Source organism: Burkholderia mayonis (genome assembly GCF_001523745.2).
In the GTDB taxonomy this organism is placed as follows: domain Bacteria; phylum Pseudomonadota; class Gammaproteobacteria; order Burkholderiales; family Burkholderiaceae; genus Burkholderia; species Burkholderia mayonis.
Genome location: NZ_CP013387.1, coordinates 1,275,048 through 1,293,335, shown reverse-complemented (window position 1 = coordinate 1,293,335; position 18,288 = coordinate 1,275,048). Strand labels below are relative to the sequence as shown.

Here is an 18,288-nt window from a genome sequence, read left to right as displayed (position 1 = left end):
GACACGTTCCGGAAAACGCGGTGGAACCGTTTCGGGAGTTGGGCGGCGCGCGTCGACGCCAACCTGGCCGCGGTTGCGCGCCTGCCGAGCGGTCGTGAGCGGATTGCCGATTGCTGTTGCGGGTTGCGGATTACGGGTTGCGGGCGACCATCGCGATGTCTGTCAAAATAGCGGCGCGCGATCATCCGCCCGGGGCTCGATACGCATGCCGGTTTCGGCGGCGGTTTCGCCGGGCGGCCACATGAAAGCAGACCCCGGAGGCAATGCAAGAATCGCCGTTCCGGCGGTTGAAGAAAATGGCGGTTTGCGCGACGGCGTCTCCCATCGCATGGACGCCCGGCGACGCCGCCCCGCACGTGCGCCGAAGCAACGCAAGCCGCTATGCCGAAGCGACAGCCTGCACGCGGCATCGACAGCAGACGCGATGCCGCAGCCGGCCCGCCCCCGCGCTCACGCATTTTTAGCGACAATCTGACGATTTCCCGCCGCGCCGCCGCGCGCGGCCGATTGCAAGACTCGCATCACGACAGCCCCGACCGCCCATGCCATCCACCGTCAAGCCGCGCACGTACGGCATGCCCGAGCGCAGCGACCGCCTCGACTTCTACATCCGCGACGAGGCCACCCGCCGGGCGATCACCGAGCCGCACCGGCACGCGTATTTCCAGATCCAGTTCAACCTCGGCGGCGACACCGAGCAGCAAATCGGCGGCGTCACGCGCCCGTTTCCACGCGGCGCGCTTGCGTTCGTGCTGCCGCACCGCGAGCATCTGATTCCGCACCCGCCGGGCGCGCACTTCGTCGTGATCAACTTTTCGCTGGCGTTCCTGCGGGCCGACCTCGACCTCGACGTCGATCCGCTCGATCTCGAAGATGTGTCCGCGCAGCGCGCGCCCGAGCTCGCGCCGTTCCGTTTCCAGGAGCACCTCGATTTCATTCTGACGGGCGCGGCGTTCGACGACGCGCGCCGCCTCGCGCAGCGGATGCTCGAAACCGACCGCGCGCGCACGTTCGGCTCGGCGCCGCTGTTGCGCGGCTACCTGCTGCAGCTGATCGGACTCGTCTGCACGCAGTATGCGGGGCCGCTCACGAAGCTCGCGCAGAACGGCGCGCACCGCACGGGCCGCCGCGACGCGTTTGCGCGCGTGCTGCGTCACGTGCGCGCAAACCTGACGAACGACGCACTGACGCTCGCGGGCACCGCGCGCGCGGCGTTCCTGTCGCCGAACTACCTCGCGCATCTGATCCGCAAGGAAACCGGCAGCACGTTCACCGATCTCGTCACCGAGCGTCGGATCGCACTCGCGCAGTCGCTGCTCACGCACACGACGCGGCGGATCGCCGACGTCGCGCACGCGGTCGGCTTTCGCGACGAAGGGTATTTCTCGCGGCGCTTTCGCGCGTGCGTCGGCGTATCGCCGAAGGACTACCGCGACGCGAACGGCGCACCCGACGCCGCCGTCGCGCGAGCCGCCGAGGATGCGAAGGACGCCGCCGGTGCAAAAGGCGCGATCCGGGCGGCCGCGAAGCCGCGCGCGTAGTTTTGTCCATGAAGACGACACATCCGTCGCATCGCCGTGCGCGCCGCATTGCTATCGTCGACGTGTCGCCGACGCCTGCCGCGATGCACGGCCGGGCGTCCCGCTTCCGAAGACCGCAGCTTCCGTTTTCGCTTTCCGAAACCCTTTCAGAGATCAGAAGATGACCGATTACGTTTTCGCGCCGCCTGCCGTTCCGTCCGTCGAGATTGCCGGCTCCGCCGCGCGCTTTCCGGTGCGCCGCGTGTTCTGCGTCGGCCGCAACTACGCGGACCACGCGCGCGAGATGGGCGCCGATCCGAACCGCGAGCCGCCGTTCTTCTTCTCGAAGCCCGCCGACGCGATCGTGCCCGCGAGCGGCACGGTGCCGTATCCGACGCTCACGTCCGATCTGCATCACGAGATCGAGCTCGTGATCGCGATCGGCCGCGGCGGCCGCGCGATCGCCGCCGATTCGGCGCTCGACCACGTGTGGGGCTACGGCGTCGGCGTCGACCTGACGCGACGCGATCTGCAGGCTGAAGCGAAGAAAGCGGGCCGGCCGTGGGATTGGGCGAAGGGCTTCGACGCGTCGGGTCCGCTGACGGCGCTGCATCCGGCCGCATCGATCGGCCATCCGCAGCGCGGGCGGATCTGGCTCGCGGTGAACGGCGACGCGCGCCAGCAAGGCGACCTTGCCGACATGATCTGGCCCATCGCCGACATCGTCAGCTACGCGTCGCGCGCGGTCGAGCTGCGCGCCGGCGACCTGATCTTCACCGGCACGCCGGCGGGCGTCGCCGCGCTGCAGCCGGGCGACCGCGTGACGGGCGGCGTCGACGGCGTCGCGTCGTTCGAATTCGTCGTCGGGGAGAAGCCGGCCGCGTGAGCGATGTCGGCGGTTGCGCGGCGGAATCGGAGCCATCGCCCGCCCGGCGGTGCGAGCCTTGCGGGCAAGCGCGTCGCGCACGACGTCGCCGGCGTTCGCGCCGCGCCGTCGAGCGCGACATCGCGCCCCGAGCCGGGACCGCGTGCACGCCGCAGTGCTCGACGCCGGGCGGCTGGCCCATCGTCAAGAACAGGCCGAATCGTCGGACTCCGATGTCCGCTGCCTGGACGGACAACGCACCGAACCGTACGAGCAAAACACGCAGCAATCGCCCGGACGCGGACGCAGCAGCGCTCCGCAAGCAGTGCATGCGTAATGGAACAGGCAGACATCCTCCGGCATCGTTTCCTCCCGCGCGAAACCGCAGTGCGGACAGGTCAGCACGGATTCCCGCACGATCTCGTTCATCGCTTTCTCCCCGCAGCGAGCTCGCGCTTGGCGCGGCCGACGCTCGGCCTGATCCGCCCCGCCTACGCCCCGCCAACCGTCGCCGACACGTCCGGGCGCAGCCAGCGCCGCCACAACCAATGATCGACCGACAGCGTGCCCGCGCCGCGACACAGCAGCACGAGCAGCATCGCCGCCCACTGGATGTGCGTCGGCCACGCCTGCGGATACACGAATATCTCGATGACGGAGGTCATGCCGAGCAGCGCCACCGCCACAGGCCGCGTGGCCAGGCCGAGCACGAGCAGCACGGGCGTGCTGAGCTCGATCGACACGGCCGCGTACGCGGCCAGCTCGGGCGGCAGCAACGGCAGCCGGTACTCGTCGCGGAACAACGCGAGCGCCGTGTCCCAGTTCGCGAGCTTCGTCATCGCCGAATTCCAGAAGATCGTCGCCACCGCCAGCCGCAGCGGAATCGCGAGCAGCCAGTAAGGCACGCGTTCGAGCCGCTGCGCGACGCGCAACAGCCCCGCCTTGCACTCGGCGCGCCAGATGCCGCCGGTTCGAATCGGGCGAGTCATGATCGCGATCCCCCGTGCGTCGAGTCGATGTCGCCGTCCTGCGCCGCCGTATCGGCGAAACAGCCGCGCGACAAGAGCGTGGCGAAGCGCGCATGCGCGTCCGCCTGCGGCGCGTTCGCGAGCGCGGCGTCGATCGGCTCGCCCGCGAAGAGCGCGCACGCGACGCGCCAATCCGCCTCGTCGAGCCTCAGCACGTCGACGCCGTCGTCGGTGCGCTGCGCGAGCAGATGCACGGGGCCGTCGTCGAGCCGGATCTGCCGCAGCGCACGATCGTCCTGCTCGAGCACCGCGCGCCAGATCGCGTCGACCGGATACGCGCTGCGCAGCAGCCGCGCGGCGGGATGCGGCCGCAGCCGGAGCGCGCGAAGCGCCGGTTCGCCGAGTCGCGCAAGGCGCGCGAGATCGAGGGTCGCCACATCGGGCGCGTGCAGCGCGAGATCGACCTGCCATTCGAGACGCGCGACGTCCGCCAGATACGGCACGCAAGCCGTCTCCGGCATCCGCGCGAGAAATGCGGGAAACTCGGCGCCGTACGCGTCGAGCCACGCGCTCGCCGGCGGCGATGCACGCGCGAAAAGACCGGCCGCGCCTTCGAAGAACGCGGCGCCCACCACCCGCTCCGTCGCGGGGAACGCAAGCCGCAGCGCGTCCCGCAGCACGCTCGCGGACGTGTTCCGATAGACGCGCAGACGCGCGGCCGGCGCCAGCCCGTCCGGCAGCACCCAGTCCGTTGCCTCGGGGCCGGCGGCGCCGCCATCGGACAGACTGCGTCGAACGGCCCACTGCAATTCAGCCAGCGTCGGCGTTCGCGGATTCATGTCGAACCTCCTCCAGCGCCGACTCGGCGATCGCCGCTTCCTGCATCAGCGTGTCGACGGGCGGCACGTCGGTGTCCCATTCGATCAGCGTCGGCACCGCGCCGAAGCTGTGCAGCGCGACGCGATACAGCGCCCAAACCGCGGGCGCGACGCGCGAGCCGTGATCGTCGATGCGCAGCACGCGGCCCCCGTCTAGCCGCACCATGCGATGGCCGGCAAGATGGATCTCGCCGATCGCGGCGGGCGGCAGCGCCGCAAGATAAGTCAGCGGATTCCAGCCGTGATTGCACGCGCTGACATAGACGTTGTTGACGTCGCAGAGGATGCCGCAGCCGGTGCGCCGCGCGAGCGCCGCCAGAAATTCCCACTCGGGTATCGTCGAATGCGCGAAGCGAAGATAGGTCGACGGATTCTCGACGAGCAGCCGCCGGCCGAGCGCCGTCTGCACTTGATCCACGTGCCGGCTCACGACGTCGAGCGCCTCTTCGGTCATCGGCAGCGGCAGCAGATCGGCAAGATACGCGCCGCCCACCGCGCTCCACGACAGATGCTCGGACACGAGCGTCGGCCCGTAGCGCGCGACCGCGTCGCGCACGCGGGCCAGATGCGCGGCGTCGATCCCGTCGGCGCTGCCGAGAGACAGCCCGACGCCGTGCAGCGACACCGGATAGTCGCGCCGAATCGCGTCCAGCACGCGCGGCGCGGCGCCGCCGCCCATGTAGTTCTCGGTATGCACCTCGAACCATGCGACGGCGGGCCGCTCGTCGAGCACCGCCCGATGATGGCGAAAACGCAGGCCGATGCCCGCTCGCCCGGCAATCGCGCCGGGCGATGCGTCACCGGGCGTCGGGCGCATCCGCGCCGGGATCGTGCTCATGATCGGGCGCGCGTCAGCCGGCCTTCAGCATGCCGCCCGAGATCTTGCTGCAATCGCCCGCCGGCAGCAGCACGAACGACTTCGGGTCGCGCGCCTGGCTCGCCTGGCCGGCGCAAGAATGTGCGCCTTCCGCGCAGTCGTTCTTCGCCATCGCATTGATGCCGTAGCACTTCTCGAGCTTGTTTTGCGCCATCCTTGCCATATTGTCCTTCACGATCTGCGGCATGCCGCTCATGTCCTTCATGCCTTGCGCCTGCCCGGGCGCGGCCTGCATCGCGAGCGCGACGCCGATCGCGGCGGACAGCGACGAAATCGTCAAAGCGGATCTGCTCATGGTGTCTTCTCCTGAGAGGGGATTTGCGATCGCGGGGATGCGACCTTGTCAGAAATTTCGCGCCGGCGCGACAAAAGGTTACGCGGCGCAACGAAGATTTTTTGCGCCGCGCCACCGACGCAGAGCGTGGACGACCATGACCGACGAAATGCATCATGACGGGACGCGGCTCCGGGCGAGCGAGCCGCCCCCCGCCCCCAGCGCGCGAGACGACGCTTGCGCGCACACCGCGATCCGCGCCGACGGCTCGCCCGACTGGTCGACGCTGATGGCGCGCGCGCAGGCAGGCGATCGCGGCGCGTACCGCCGCCTGCTCGACAGCGTCGCGCCGTACCTTCGGCGCTTCGCGGCCCGCCACGGCGTCCATCCGGATGCCGTCGAGGATGTCGTGCAGGACATCCTGATCACCCTTCATCAGATGCGTCACACGTACGCGCCCGAGCGGCCGTTCGGCCCGTGGCTCGTGGCGATCGCCGGCCGGCGCGTGGTCGACGCGCTGCGCCGCTCGGGACGCGCGGCCGCTCGCGAAATCCCGCTCGATCCGGAGCATGAAACCTTGCCCGGCGTCGGAGCGAATCTTATGGAGGAAGCCGCCGACGCCGCGGTGCTGCGCGAGATGCTGGCCCGGCTGCCGGCCGGACAGCGCGACGCGATCCGTCTGCTGAAATTCGAGGAGATGTCGTTGAAGGAAGCCGCATTGGCGACCGGGATGACCGTCGCCGCATTGAAGGTCGCCGTGCATCGCGGCGTCGCGACGCTGCGCAAGCTGCTGCAACAACGGGGAAATGGCCGATGAGGTCGACCGGCGCACTGATCGAATCGCTCGTGACCGATGCCGCGCCGGTCCGGCGCCTGCACGCGCCGACCTGGCGGGCGGCCGGATGGCTGTTGTTCGCGGCGGCGCTGCTCGTGTGCGTGGCCGTCGCGCACCGGACGCGGCCCGACCTGCCGCTCAAGCTGCACGAGCCGATGTTCGCGACGCGCGTGGCCGCCGCCATGCTGACCGGCGTGCTGTCGGCTGTCGCCGCGTTCGTCGTCGGCATCCCGGGACGCTCGCTGCGATGGCTGCTGTTGCCGACGCCCGCGCTGCTCGTCTGGATGTCGACGATCGGCTACGGCTGCCTGACGGACTGGGTCGAGATCGGGCCGAATGGCATATCGCCCGGCGAAACGCTGCGCTGCTTCGCGACGCTCACGCTCGTCGGCGTGCCGTTGTCGCTCGCCCTGCTGCTGATGTCGCGCCACGTCGCGCGACTCGCGCCGATGCCGGTGGCGACGGCGGGCGGGCTCGCGGTTTCCGCGCTGTCCGCGGTCGCGCTGTCGCTGTTCCATCCGATCGACGCGACGGCGATGATTCTCGTCTGGAATGTCGGCGTCGCGGTGCTCGCGTCGGTTGCCGGCGCCCGGTATGGACAACGGCTGTTCGCGTGGGTGGCGCGTTAGCCTGGAGCCGGAGCGCGCCCGATATCCGCACTCGGCGATCCCGACGCGCGCGGGCGCGGCAACGTCGGACGACGCCGCCCGGCGCGCTGCATGGCCCGGAAAACAGACGATTCGACGCGCGCCGCACCGACTCCGATGCGAGTCCCGCGCCACGAGCGTCCGGCTCGCGACCACGAACGCGTTATGATGTGCGGCCTTTCATCAGATCATTCGTGGTGCGATTCATGTCTGGCAATACCCTCTGGCTCGCGGCTCCATGGGCCGCTCTCTTCGTCGCCGCGCTCGCGGCCGTCTGGATTCCGAAGCTGCGCGCGGCGAGCATCGGCCTCGGCGCGCTCGGCTATGCGGGGGCATTTGCGACCGGCCTGATGGCACCCGTCGCGCTCGCGCCGATCGCGCTCCTCGCGGCCGCGGCGTACGCAGTCGCCCCCCAGCGCCCCGCGGCCGTCCGCGTTGCGGGACACGTCGTTTTCGTCGTGCTCGCGGTCGCGCTGATGCTCCACTGGCTGCCGGGCTTTCACAACCCGCGCGTGATCGGCCCCGTGCGCTACACGCCCGACGCCGCGCCGTTTACGATGTACGTGAATCTCGACAAGCCGCTCGCCGGCTTCTGGCTGCTGTGGGTGCTGCCATGGCTCCAGCCGATCGACGACCGCGCGCGGGCATGGCGCACGGGGATCGTCGCGGCCGTCGCGACCTCCGCGGTCTGCCTCGTGTTCGCGCTCGGCGTCGGCCTCGTCGGCTGGGCGCCGAAGTGGCCCGACTCCGCATGGCTGTGGCTCGCGAACAATCTGCTGTTCGTCTGCTTCGCCGAAGAAGCGCTGTTCCGCGGCTATCTGCAAGGCGGGCTGAGCCGGCTGCTCGCGAACCGCGTACCGGCCGCAGGCGCGGTCGCGCTCGTCGCCGCCGCGCTGCTGTTCGGCGCCGCGCACGCCGCTGGGGGCTGGCAATGGATCGCGCTCGCGACCGTCGCGGGCATCGGCTACGGGCTCGCGTATCGCACGGGCGGACTGCAAGCCGCGGTGCTCGCGCACGTCGGCCTGAATCTCGCGCACTTCGGCCTGTTCACCTATCCGATGCTCGCGGCCGCACGCTGAGCGTCTTCTCGCGCGCGGCCGGTCCGGCCGCGCGTCACGCCGCGTCGATCACTTGATCTGGTCGGCGAGCGGCTGCAGGAACTCGGAGAAGCCCGTCAGCATGATCTGCACGCCGACGCACAGCAGCAGGAACGCCGACACCCGCATCGCAACCTTCGTCCCTTCGCTGCCGAGGTAGCGTGCGAGGAATGCCGCGCGGCTGTACGTCAGCCAGATCACGAGCGCGGCGAGCGCCGACACCGCGACCGACACGATGCTCGACAGCAAGAACTCCGACAGCTTGTGCGTGCGGTTCGCGTTCAGCGCGATCGCGGTCGCGATCGAGCCGGGGCCCGTCGTCAGCGGAATCGTCAGCGGGAAGAACGCGCGCGCCATCGCGTTGCGCGGTTCGACGGGCTGCGCCGCGGTGTCGCCGCCGCTCGGCACGTCGGGCTGGTTGAGCATCTGCCAGCCGGCGACGGCAACCGCCAGGCCGCCGCCGATCCGCAGCGCCTCGAGCGAAATCCCGAAGAAATGCAGCACTGGCGTGCCGACGAAGAACGCGGCGAGCAGCACGATGAACGCGTTGATCGCGACCTTGCGCGCGAGCGCCGCGCGCTGCGATTCGGTGAGCGACTCGGTGCGTTCGAGGAACAGGAACGCGATGCCGAACGGATTGATGATGCCCATGAGGCCGGTGAAGCCGAACAGGATTTCGGAGATCAGGCGGTCGACGATCATCGAGTGGCCGGGAAGACGAAAGGTTGAGAGACGCCGCGCGCGCGGCCGCGCCATTGTAGAGCATGCGCGGCGCGCCGAACGGCCGGCCGGCCGCATGCGCGCCGCCACGCGGCCGCCGCCTTCACGCCGCCTCGCCGCGCCGGTCGATCACCCGCTTCGCCTTGCCCGTCGCGGTCGTCGAAATCGCGCCCGCGGGCAGCACCGCGACGCCCGCCGGCCATCGAGATGTCTTACAGTTCTCGCAACCGTCGGCGGCGCGACGGCGGCGTGTTTCGGCTTGGCCGTCTGCGTGGTCCGCGCCGCATCGCGCGGCCGCTTGCCGGATATCGGCGCCGGACCGCCTGTTAGAATCCCCGCTCGCGCCTCGCCTCGACCAAGGACACGCCATGCCGATCTCATCGCCCGCCCTCCCGCGCTGGACACTCGCCGCCCCGCTCGCCGCCTGGCTGGTGCTCGCGCTGTCGCGCGTCGTGCCGGCCGAAGGCTTCGTCATCGTAATCGTCGCCGCCGCGCTCGCGGGCGCCGTGTTCGCCGCCGTCCATCATGCCGAAGTCGTCGCGCATCGCGTCGGCGAGCCGTTCGGCACGCTCGTGCTCGCGATCGCCGTCACCGTGATCGAGGTCGCGCTGATCGTGTCGGTGATGCTGACGAGCGGCCCCGAGAAATCCGGGCTCGCGCGCGATACCGTGTTCGCCGCGGTGATGATCGTCTGCAACGGGATCGTCGGGCTGTGCCTGCTCGTCGGCGGCTGGAAGCACGGCGAGCAGGACTTCCAGGGACGCGGCGCGACGAAGGCGCTCGCGGTGCTCGCGTCGCTGTCGGTGCTGTCGCTCGTGATGCCGAACTACCTGAGCGCCGCGCCCGGCCCGCATCTGTCGACGTCGCAGCTCGCGTTCGCCGGCGTGTCGTCGCTCGTGCTGTACGGCATGTTCGTGTTCGTGCAGACGGTCCGTCACCGCGACTACTTCCTGATCGACGGCAGCGCCGACGAATCCGTCCACGCGGTGCCGCCGAGCGGCCGCACCACGCTCACGAGCATCGTGTTCCTGTTCGTGAGCCTCATCGCGGTCGTGCTGCTCGCGAAGCTGTTGTCGCCCGCAGTCGAGCGCACAGTGTTCAGGCTCGGCGCGCCCGAAGCGGCCGTCGGCATCGTGATCGCCGCACTGGTGCTGTTGCCGGAAGGGCTCGCCGCGGTCGGCGCGGCGCGCGCGAACCGGCTGCAAACGAGCATGAATCTCGCGCTCGGCTCCGCGCTCGCGAGCATCGGCCTCACGATCCCGACCGTCGCGGCCGTGTTCATCTCGACGGGCGCCCCGCTCACGCTCGGCATCGGCGGGATGGAGACGGTGCTGCTGTCGCTGACGCTGCTCGTCAGCACGCTCACGCTGAGCCTGGGACGCACGACCGTGCTGCACGGCGTCGTGCACCTGTCGCTGTTCGCCGCCTACCTGTTCCTGTCGGTCACGCACTGACGCCGCCCGCGCGCGTCGGCATCGTCCGGTGCGCGCGGCTTCGCTTCACGTCTCCCTCTGTCGAATTCGGCGGCGAGCCGCCGGGCCCGCGCCGTTCGCGTTGCGTTGCGATCATTGCGCGCACGGAACGCGGCAGCCGCTCACACGTTCACGCTCACGCGCGCTTGCGCGCCGGCTGGGCGGCGGCACGCGTGAGCCGGTCGAGCTCCACGACATCCTCGGCGAGCGCGGGCGTCAACGTCGTGCGCAGATGATCGAGGAACGTGCGGATCTTCGCGTCGAGGTAGCGGCGCGTCGCATAGACGGCGTAGACGCTCAGCGTGTCGAGCCGATAGTTCGGCAGCACGCGGACGAGCCGCCCTTCGCGGATGTCGTCGAGCGCCGTGTACAGCGCGATCGAGCCGATCCCGCGCCCCGCGCGCACCGCGACCGAAAGCGCATCGGGCACATTCGCCTGAAACGGCGCGGGCGGCAGCGCATACACGGTCTCGTCGCCGTCGTCGCGCTCGAGCCGCCATTCGCCGCCCGGCGACGCCGGCGTGTCGAGCCGCAGGCACACGTGCTTCGCGAGAGCCTCCGGCGTCGTCGGCGTGCCGTGCCGCGCGAGATACTCGCGCGACGCGACGAGCACGCTGCAGCTCGTCCCGCAGGTCTGCGCGACGTAGCCCGAATCGGGCAGATGCGATGCCGACACGATCGACACGTCGTAGCCCTCCTCGACGAGATTCGGCATCCGCTGCGCGAGCGTCAGCTCGACCGACACGTCGGGATTGTCCTCCTGATAGCGAACGATCGACGACACCACGTGACTCTGCCCGAGCCCCGTCATCGCATGGATGCGCAGCTTGCCGCTCGGCCGCAGCAGCGCGTTGCGCGCCTCGGCGTTCGCGTAGTCGATCTCGGCGAGGATCGACTTCGCGCGTTCGAAGTAGCGCTGGCCGCTTTCGGTCAACCCGAGGTGACGGGTCGTCCGGTGCAACAGGCGCGTCTGCACGTGCGCTTCGAGATTCGAAACGGCACGCGACACCTGAGCGGTGGTCGCGTCGATTTCCTTCGCGACCGCGGTGAAACTGCCGGCTTCGACGACGCGCACGAACAGGCGCATGTTATCGAGCATGTCCATGGGATTGGCTTCGGGTAGGGATGAGAAACGATGGCCGGCGAGATGCGGCAAGCGCCGCTGAACGCGGCCGGAAGGCGGCTGATCGACCGGATGCGCAGGCCATGGGAAGGCGGAAGGCGGGCATCGGGGACGGCAAATTATGTGATTCGTCGGGATCAGATCGGCGAAATTGTACGCCGATGCGCGCCGGCGCGCTCGCTCGCGCCCATTTTCCCGCATCCCGAAACGCCGACAGCCGGCCCCGAGCTCGGCGAGGTCGGCAATTTGTATCACAATGACATATAATTTCGCGCTCGGCGCGCGACCGACCGGCGCACCTTCCCTTTACGCTACGGCAGTCCGACCTCGTCTTCGTCTCTCGTGTTTCGTCATCGCCTTCATCATTGGCTCCTGCGTTTCGTCCCGATTCCGGTGACGCTCGGCTGGCGCGAACGCCTGCGTTCGTGCGCGGGCGCGCTCGCCGGCATCGGCTGCGTCGGTGTGGCGATGCGCATGCTGCCGGGCATTCCGGGCGACGTGCCGCTCCTCGTCGCGCCGATGGGCGCTTCGGCCGTGCTGCTGTTCGCGGTGCCGGCGAGCCCGCTTGCGCAGCCGTGGTCGCTGATCGGGGGCAACCTCGTCGCGGCGACGGTCGGCGTCGGGTGCGCGCAATGGATCGCCGATCCCGTGCTCGCCGCGTCGCTCGCGATCGCGTGCGCGATCGGCGCGATGTTCGCGCTGCGCTGCGTGCATCCGCCGTCGGGCGCGGTCGCGCTGACGGCGGTCGTCGGCGGCCCGGCCGTGCACGCGCTCGGCTTTCGCTTCGTCGTCGAGCCGATCGCGCTGCAATCGGCCGCCCTCCTCGGCGCGGCGCTCGTCTATCACGCACTCACCGGCCACCGCTATCCGCACGGCGGCGCGCAGCCGCAGCCGGAACCGAAGTCGGATGCGGCCGTGACGCCGCTGCACGCGCGCTTCGTGCGCGCCGATCTCGAAGCGGTGCTGAAAAGCCGCAGCGAATGGCTCGACGTCGCGCCGGAAGACCTCGAATCGCTGCTGCGCGAAACCGAGCTGCGCGCGTACGCGCGCACGTTCGACGAGCTGTCGTGCGCCGACATCATGACGCGCCCGACGATCAGCATTGCGCCCGACACGCCGCTGCCCGCCGCGATGACGCTGCTCGACCGGCACCGGATCAAGGCGCTGCCCGTCGTCGATGCGAATACGCGCGTCGTCGGCATCGTCACGCGCGCGGACTTGTCGAGGGCCGCGCCGTACGCGACGCCAAGCCTCTTGCGCAGCCTGTCCGCGCGGCTGCCGCGCACGCTCGCCGGCCCGGCGTTCGTCGCGCGGACGGTGATGAGCACGCGCGTGCACACGGTGCGCACGACGACGCCGATCGCCGAGCTCGTGCCGCTCTTCGCCGATCACGGCCACCACCACATCCCGGTCGTCGACGCGAACCAGACGCTCGCCGGCATCGTCACGCAGGCGGACCTGATCGCCGGGCTCTATCGGCAGTCGCAGGTGCGTCTCGCCGCGTAAGCGCAAGGAATCGCGCAAGGAATCGGCACAATGAATTCGAGCACGCCGGATGCCGTCAAAATACATCACATTATGATATATTTGCGCACTTTTCGATCACGTTGGAACGTCGATGACGAAACCGGCACGCGAGCTGCGCAAGGCAGACTTCGAACAGCTTTCCGAATTCCGCTATCAGATGCGGCGCTTCGAGCGCTTCTCCGAGCGGGCCGCGCAAAGCGAGGGCATCACGCCGCTGCAATACCTGCTGCTGCTCCACATCAAGGGCTATCCCGAGCGCGACTGGGCGACGGTGGGCGAGCTCGCCGAGCGGCTGCAGGCGCAGCATCACGGCGTCGTCGCGCTGGTGACGCGCTGCGAAGCGGTCGGGCTCGTCCGGCGCAAGCCGAGCGAGACCGATCGCCGGCAAGTCGAAGTGCATCTGGAGCCGGCCGGCGAGCGCGTGCTCGCACGGCTCGCCGAGCTGCACCGCGCGGAGCTGAAATCGCTGCGCGGCGCGTTCCAGGTGCCGCAGATCGATTACTGATCCGATAAAACCAACCACGTTCCCCCGACATCATGAGCATCGCCACCCCACACAAACGCGATTTCGCGTCGAACGCACGACTGCCGCGCATCGCGCTCCTCGCGCTCGCGATCGGCGTGCTCAGCACGTTCGCCGCATTCGCGCTGCTGAGTCTCATCCACCTGTTCACGAACCTGTTCTTCTTCCAGCAGTTTTCGTTCGCCGACCGCTCGCCCGCACTGAACACGCTCGGACCCTGGGTGGTCGCGGCGCCGGTCGTGGGCGGCGGCGTCGTCGGACTGATCGCGCGCTTCGGTTCGGACAAGATCCGCGGCCACGGGATTCCCGAGGCAATCGAGGCGATCCTGTTCGGCAAGAGCAGGATGTCGCCGAAGGTCGCGGTGCTGAAGCCGCTCGCATCGGGCATCGTGATCGGCAGCGGCGGGCCGTTCGGCGCGGAAGGTCCGATCATCATGACGGGCGGCGCGATCGGTTCGCTGATCGCGCAGTTCGTGAAGGTGACGGCCGCCGAGCGCAAGACGCTCCTCGTCGCCGGCGCGACGGCCGGGATGACCGCCGTGTTCGGCACGCCCGTCGCCGCGGTGCTGCTCGCCGTCGAGCTGCTGCTGTTCGAATGGCGGCCGCGCAGCTTCCTGCCCGTCGCGCTCGCGTGCGCGGTCGCGGGCTTCGCGCGCGCCGCGTTCTTCGGCGTCGGCCCGCTGTTTCCGCTCGTGACCGCGCCGCCGTCGGCCGCCGCGCTCGGCTCGTGCGTGCTTGCCGGCCTGTTGTCCGGCGCGCTCGCGTGCGGGCTGTCCGTCGCGCTCTACAAGACCGAGGACGGATTCGGCAAGCTGCCCATCCACTGGATGTGGTGGCCCGCGATCGGCGGGCTCGCGGTCGGGATCGGCGGGCTGATCGAGCCGCGCGCGCTCGGCGTCGGCTACGACGTGATCGGCGATCTGCTTCACGGCAACATCGCGCTGCAGTTCGCGCTTGCCATTCTCGTCGTCAAGGCCGCGATCTGGGTGATCGCGCTCGGCTCGGGGACGTCGGGCGGCGTGCTCGCGCCGCTCCTGATGCTCGGCGCGGGGCTCGGCACGCTGCTCGGGCCCGTGCTGCCGGGCGGCGATCCGGCGCTGTGGCCGCTCGTCTGCATGGCGGCGACACTCGGTGCGACGCTCGGCGCGCCGCTCACCGCGATCGTGTTCGCCTTCGGCCTCACGCACGACACGAACGCGCTGCTGCCGCTCCTCGCGGCGACGCTCGTCGCGCACGGCTTCGCGACCATCGTGATGAAGCGCTCGATCATGACTGAGAAGATCGCGCGGCGCGGCTATCACATCTATCGCGAGTACGGCGTCGATCCGCTCGAGCGTCATTACGTCGATGAAGTGATGACGCGCGACGTCGTCACGATCGATGCGGACCTGAGCGTCGACATCGCGCGTGCGCGGTACTTCGGCGCGACGCAGGCGCACCGCGCTTATCCGGTCGTGCGCGACGGGGTGCTGATCGGCTTGCTCGATCGCGCGACGCTCGATCGCGGAGGCGGCGCGCGTGCGGGCGGCGCTGGCGTCGGCGCTGCGCAGGCGGGCGACATGCGGGTAGCCGACGTGCGGGTAGCCGACGTGCTTCCGCGCCGCGCGCCCGTCTTCGCGCTCGCCGACGAGACCTGCCGCCTAGTCGCGACGCGGCTCGCCGTGCATCAGTTGGAGCGTCTGCCGGTCATTGCAGGTCCCGAGACGATGCGGCTCGCCGGCATCGTCTCGCGCAGCGATCTCGTGAAGCCGGCGCTGCGGCACTTCGACGACGAGCACAAGCGCGAGCGTTTCCGCCGCGTGCATCCGGCGGCGTTCGTGACGCGCCGCTTCGCGCCGACGCGCAAGACGGGCTGAGCGGCACATCACATGTGCTTGAACAGCCCCGCATACGCGCGACTCACCGGCAGCACGTCCCGATGGCCGCGCAAATGAATGCGAAGGCGCCCGAGCAGATCGCGCTCGATCCGGTCGATCGCCGCATACGCAACGATCACGCCGCGATGCACCTGCGCGAAGCGATCCGGGTCGAGCCGTGGCAGCAGTTCCTTGAGCGGCGTGCGAATCACATGCCGCTCGCCGTTCGCCACCACTTCCGTGTATTTGTCGAGCGCCTGGAAGTACAGCACGTCGTCGACGGACACGAGCCGCGTCGTATCCTTCAGGCCCACCGTCAGCCAGCGGATCAGCGTCGGCTCCTTCGACGTCCTCGCGTCCGACAGCGCGTCCGCGCTCACCAGCGCAAAGCCGCCGCGCTGCAGCTTCGCGATGCAGCGCAGCAGCCGCTCGTCCGTCACCGGCTTCAGCAGATAATCGACCGCCGATCGATCGAACGCCTCGACCGCATATTCGTCGTATGCCGTCACGAAGACCACGTGCACGCCGGGCACGAGGCTCGCGAGCTTCAACCCGTCGATGCCCGGCATCCGGATGTCGAGAAACGCGATGTCGGGACGCGCGGCGTTGAGCGCCGCCAGCGTGTCGACGCCATTGCGCGGCATCGCGACGATCTCGAGCTCGGGCCACAGCTCGGCAAGACGCCCGGCGAGCTCGGCGGAAAGGTTCGGTTCGTCATCGGCAATGAGTGCAGTCGGCATGTCAATCGATCGGAATCAGCAAGGTCGCGGTCACGCCCCGCGTGGCGCCGGCCGTCGCGCCGACCGACACGCGGCCGCGCTCGCCGTGGAGACGCTTGATGCGCGCGACCACGTTCGCCAGTCCGACGCCGCCATGAAGCCTGGTTTCTCCGTTGCCGAGGCCCACCCCGGTGTCGATCACGCTGAGTTCGAGCATCCCGCCGTTGCGCCGGCCGCTCACGCGGATCTCGCCGCCGTCGATCGACGGCTCGATCCCGTGCAGCAGCGCATTCTCGACGAGCGGCTGCAACAGCAGCGGCGAAAACGCCAGCTTCCGCAACGACGCGGGCACGTCGATCGCGTATCGCAGCCGCCCGCCCAACCGGATCGACGCGATCTGCAGCAGCGCCTCGACGAGTTCGAGCTCCTCGCCGAGCGTCGACGTCGACTTGCGCGTGCGGCCGAGGCTCGCGCGCAGATAGCGGTTCAAGCTGTCGAGCATCATCGACGCGCGGGCCGGATCGCGCTCGATCAGGCTCTGCACGTTCGCGAGCGTATTGAAAAGAAAGTGCGGCTCGATCTGGGCCTGCAGCAGCGCGAGGCGCGCGGCCGTCTCCGCCTGACGCGCCTCGGCGGCCTCCCGGCGCTGCGTCTCGAGCGACGCGCGCATCCGCGCCGCCTGCATGAACAACGAAAGGAACGCGCAAGCCACGCCGGTAACGACGAACGACGACCCGTACGCGAGCCACTCCCGAACGCTCGCGCGCCCGATCAGATGCGGCACGAACCCGATCGTCGACGCCGTGATCTCGAAGCCGGCGAAGACACTGGCCGGCGCGATGATCAGCACCTTCGGCAGCACCGCGAGCTTGCCACGCGTCAGCTGGTGGACGCACCGGCTGAGCAGCAGCGCGGACAGGCCGATGCCGTTCGCGAGCACGAGATAAGGCAGCACCGCGTCGTCGCGGCGGTTCGCCCAGAAACTCAGGCCGACGATGCTGTTGAACAGCACGAGACCGGCCAACGCCAGCATCCTGCGCACGGGCCGCGGGGCGCCGGAATCGGGTGTCCGCGCAGAAAAAAAGGAATGGAACCGGCTTTGCATGGTGTCGAACGAGCGTGAACGCGAATGGAAGTGCGATTCCACAACTGAGCGCCAAGTGCGTCGTGACGGCGTCGCGCGCGACGAACAGCGCCGACGCGCGACGAGGCGCCGCTGCATCCGACGGGCGACGGCGCCTCGGTCACGATTGTAGTGGAGCGCCGCGCCGATCGGCCGCGCGGGATTCGACAAGCGTGTCGCGCGCCCCTCCCCGTGGCCGTCGCCGTCGCGCGTGCATTCCGCCGCCCGCCATCGCATGACGCCGATCGCCCGGCGTCTAATGCCGCGACGCAGGATGGCGATCATGTCCGCGCCACGCGCGATGCACGGCGACGACACGACACGTGACGAGTGACTGACAAGCGACAGGTGGCGAAACATCGCCTGCCGCCCGGCGTTGCGATCGCCGAACGATCAACATCGTCAATGCCGCCGCGCACGGCCGCGTGCTCTCGACTGCACGCGCCGCGCCACTCGAGCCGCAGCCCGCTCGCCCCGAAATCTGGCGAATTCGCAGCCCCGCGGATCACGCCGGGCGGCGTCGCCGCGTTTCCCCCCGGCGTGCTCATCGCACGTCGACGCCGTTCGTCGCCCGGAACGCGCCGTTCGTCGCAAACGACGGCAAACCCGCTCGATCGCCCCTATCGTGGTGGACAGACAAGCCGATGAATGCACTCTCGATCATGTACTCGACATTCCATCTCCCGACCTACGTCTACATACTGTTCTGCGCGCTCGTCTACCTCGGCGTCAAACGCTCTTTCCCGTGCGACGTGACGCCGACACGTCCGCTGCTGTCGCCGATCGTGTTCGTGACGCTCGGCATCACGAGCCTCAACACGCTGTTTCCGCACGCCGGCATGGGAGCCGACGCCGTCGCGGCGGCGGGACTCGCGGCCGGCGCAACGGTCGGCTGGCTCCACGCGCGCCGCTGGCGGCTGCAATTCAACGTCAGGCAAGCGCGTTTGCTCGTCCGGCTGCCCGGCGACGCGAGCCTGCTCGCGACGCTGATGCTTACCTTCGCCGCCGAAACGTACCTGCACTACGCGGTCGCATCCGCGAAGCCATGGGTCGCGACGAGCACGTTCGCCCTGCTGTCGTTCGCGCTCTGGGGCCTGCTCGCCGGCATGCCGCTCGGCCGCGCGATCAACGTGGTCGCGCGCTGCATCCGATACGCGAACGGGCCGCGCGACAACGACGGCGCTTATACCTTCGATTCGAATTGAGGCGCGACGCCCATCGGGACGCCGCACGAGCCCGTCGAGCCGCACTCAACCACGCTGTC

At 69.6% G+C, this 18,288-nt stretch carries 19 protein-coding genes and 1 pseudogene; 11 read left to right on the top strand and 9 right to left on the bottom strand.

The annotated features are described in order from the left end of the window. Positions 1-575 precede the first annotated feature (575 nt). Entirely contained in the window at positions 576-1,541 is a 966-nt protein-coding gene (locus WS70_RS24400) for a helix-turn-helix transcriptional regulator (RefSeq protein WP_059597700.1), read from the top strand. A 160-nt stretch (positions 1,542-1,701) separates the two neighbouring features. Next, positions 1,702-2,406, top strand: a complete 705-nt coding sequence (locus WS70_RS24395; RefSeq protein ID WP_059597676.1) for a fumarylacetoacetate hydrolase family protein — start codon at positions 1,702-1,704, stop codon at positions 2,404-2,406. A gap of 183 nt (positions 2,407-2,589) precedes the next feature. Here the strand turns inward: WS70_RS24395 and WS70_RS33190 are convergent, their stop codons facing one another. From WS70_RS33190 to bufA1, 5 genes are all read right to left on the bottom strand, one after another. Further along, entirely contained in the window at positions 2,590-2,814 is a 225-nt protein-coding gene (locus WS70_RS33190; RefSeq protein WP_082716570.1) for a GDCCVxC domain-containing (seleno)protein, read from the bottom strand. A 62-nt stretch (positions 2,815-2,876) separates the two neighbouring features. After that, positions 2,877-3,374, bottom strand: coding sequence for a DoxX family protein (locus WS70_RS24385; protein ID WP_059474017.1), 498 nt, complete (start codon positions 3,372-3,374; stop codon positions 2,877-2,879). Next, positions 3,371-4,192, bottom strand: a complete 822-nt coding sequence (locus tag WS70_RS24380; RefSeq protein WP_059597677.1) for an HvfC/BufC N-terminal domain-containing protein — start codon at positions 4,190-4,192, stop codon at positions 3,371-3,373. Before WS70_RS24380 ends, WS70_RS24385 begins: the two co-directional genes overlap by 4 nt. Next, entirely contained in the window at positions 4,164-5,069 is a 906-nt protein-coding gene (bufB, locus tag WS70_RS24375; RefSeq protein WP_418230170.1) for an MNIO family bufferin maturase, read from the bottom strand. Before bufB ends, WS70_RS24380 begins: the two co-directional genes overlap by 29 nt. 13 nt (positions 5,070-5,082) lie before the next feature. After that, complete coding sequence (gene bufA1, locus WS70_RS24370; protein ID WP_059474014.1) at positions 5,083-5,403, bottom strand: BufA1 family periplasmic bufferin-type metallophore; 321 nt, start codon at positions 5,401-5,403, stop codon at positions 5,083-5,085. A 136-nt stretch (positions 5,404-5,539) separates the two neighbouring features. Between bufA1 and WS70_RS24365 the strand changes: the two genes are divergently transcribed. The 3 genes from WS70_RS24365 to WS70_RS24355 all read left to right on the top strand — a co-directional run bounded on the left by WS70_RS24365 (position 5,540) and on the right by WS70_RS24355 (position 7,943). Further along, positions 5,540-6,199 carry a sigma-70 family RNA polymerase sigma factor gene (locus WS70_RS24365; RefSeq protein WP_059597679.1) on the top strand — a complete coding sequence of 220 codons (660 nt, stop codon included), beginning with the start codon at positions 5,540-5,542 and terminating at the stop codon, positions 6,197-6,199. Next, a complete protein-coding gene (locus WS70_RS24360; protein WP_059474012.1) occupies positions 6,196-6,846 on the top strand; it encodes an NrsF family protein in 651 nt (216 codons plus the stop codon). The genes WS70_RS24365 and WS70_RS24360 overlap by 4 nt, the downstream gene beginning before the upstream one ends. Before the next feature lie 188 nt (positions 6,847-7,034). Then, positions 7,035-7,943, top strand: coding sequence for a CPBP family intramembrane glutamic endopeptidase (locus WS70_RS24355; RefSeq protein WP_331457991.1), 909 nt, complete (start codon positions 7,035-7,037; stop codon positions 7,941-7,943). 48 nt (positions 7,944-7,991) lie between these two features. Here the strand turns inward: WS70_RS24355 and WS70_RS24350 are convergent, their stop codons facing one another. Beyond that, complete coding sequence (locus WS70_RS24350) at positions 7,992-8,663, bottom strand: MarC family protein (RefSeq protein WP_059474010.1); 672 nt, start codon at positions 8,661-8,663, stop codon at positions 7,992-7,994. 386 nt (positions 8,664-9,049) lie between these two features. Between WS70_RS24350 and WS70_RS24340 the strand changes: the two genes are divergently transcribed. Then, positions 9,050-10,135, top strand: a complete 1,086-nt coding sequence (locus WS70_RS24340) for a calcium:cation antiporter (protein WP_059474009.1) — start codon at positions 9,050-9,052, stop codon at positions 10,133-10,135. A 154-nt stretch (positions 10,136-10,289) separates the two neighbouring features. On the opposite strand, the gene WS70_RS24335 is transcribed toward WS70_RS24340, so the two are convergent. After that, the gene (locus WS70_RS24335) at positions 10,290-11,258 is read right to left on the bottom strand and encodes a LysR family transcriptional regulator (RefSeq protein WP_059474008.1); all 969 of its coding nucleotides are present in this window, start codon (positions 11,256-11,258) and stop codon (positions 10,290-10,292) included. A gap of 20 nt (positions 11,259-11,278) precedes the next feature. Between WS70_RS24335 and WS70_RS24330 the strand changes: the two are divergent. The 4 genes and pseudogenes from WS70_RS24330 to WS70_RS24315 all read left to right on the top strand — a co-directional run bounded on the left by WS70_RS24330 (position 11,279) and on the right by WS70_RS24315 (position 15,182). Then, a pseudogene (locus tag WS70_RS24330) lies at positions 11,279-11,543 on the top strand (hypothetical protein). Between the two features lie 75 nt (positions 11,544-11,618). After that, positions 11,619-12,782: an HPP family protein gene (locus WS70_RS24325; RefSeq protein ID WP_059597680.1), complete on the top strand. Its 1,164-nt coding sequence runs from the start codon at positions 11,619-11,621 to the stop codon at positions 12,780-12,782. A 112-nt stretch (positions 12,783-12,894) separates the two neighbouring features. Continuing rightward, positions 12,895-13,308, top strand: coding sequence for a MarR family winged helix-turn-helix transcriptional regulator (locus tag WS70_RS24320; protein ID WP_059474006.1), 414 nt, complete (start codon positions 12,895-12,897; stop codon positions 13,306-13,308). 32 nt (positions 13,309-13,340) lie between these two features. After that, positions 13,341-15,182: a chloride channel protein gene (locus WS70_RS24315; protein ID WP_059597681.1), complete on the top strand. Its 1,842-nt coding sequence runs from the start codon at positions 13,341-13,343 to the stop codon at positions 15,180-15,182. An 8-nt stretch (positions 15,183-15,190) separates the two neighbouring features. On the opposite strand, the gene WS70_RS24310 is transcribed toward WS70_RS24315, so the two are convergent. Together WS70_RS24310 and WS70_RS24305 are read right to left on the bottom strand one after the other, a co-directional pair. Then, complete coding sequence (locus WS70_RS24310) at positions 15,191-15,922, bottom strand: LytR/AlgR family response regulator transcription factor (RefSeq protein ID WP_059474004.1); 732 nt, start codon at positions 15,920-15,922, stop codon at positions 15,191-15,193. Between the two features lies 1 nt (position 15,923). After that, complete coding sequence (locus tag WS70_RS24305; protein WP_059597701.1) at positions 15,924-16,943, bottom strand: sensor histidine kinase; 1,020 nt, start codon at positions 16,941-16,943, stop codon at positions 15,924-15,926. Between the two features lie 743 nt (positions 16,944-17,686). Between WS70_RS24305 and WS70_RS24300 the strand changes: the two genes are divergently transcribed. Continuing rightward, a complete protein-coding gene (locus WS70_RS24300; protein WP_059474055.1) occupies positions 17,687-18,229 on the top strand; it encodes a hypothetical protein in 543 nt (180 codons plus the stop codon). The last annotated feature ends 59 nt before the right edge of the window (positions 18,230-18,288 follow it).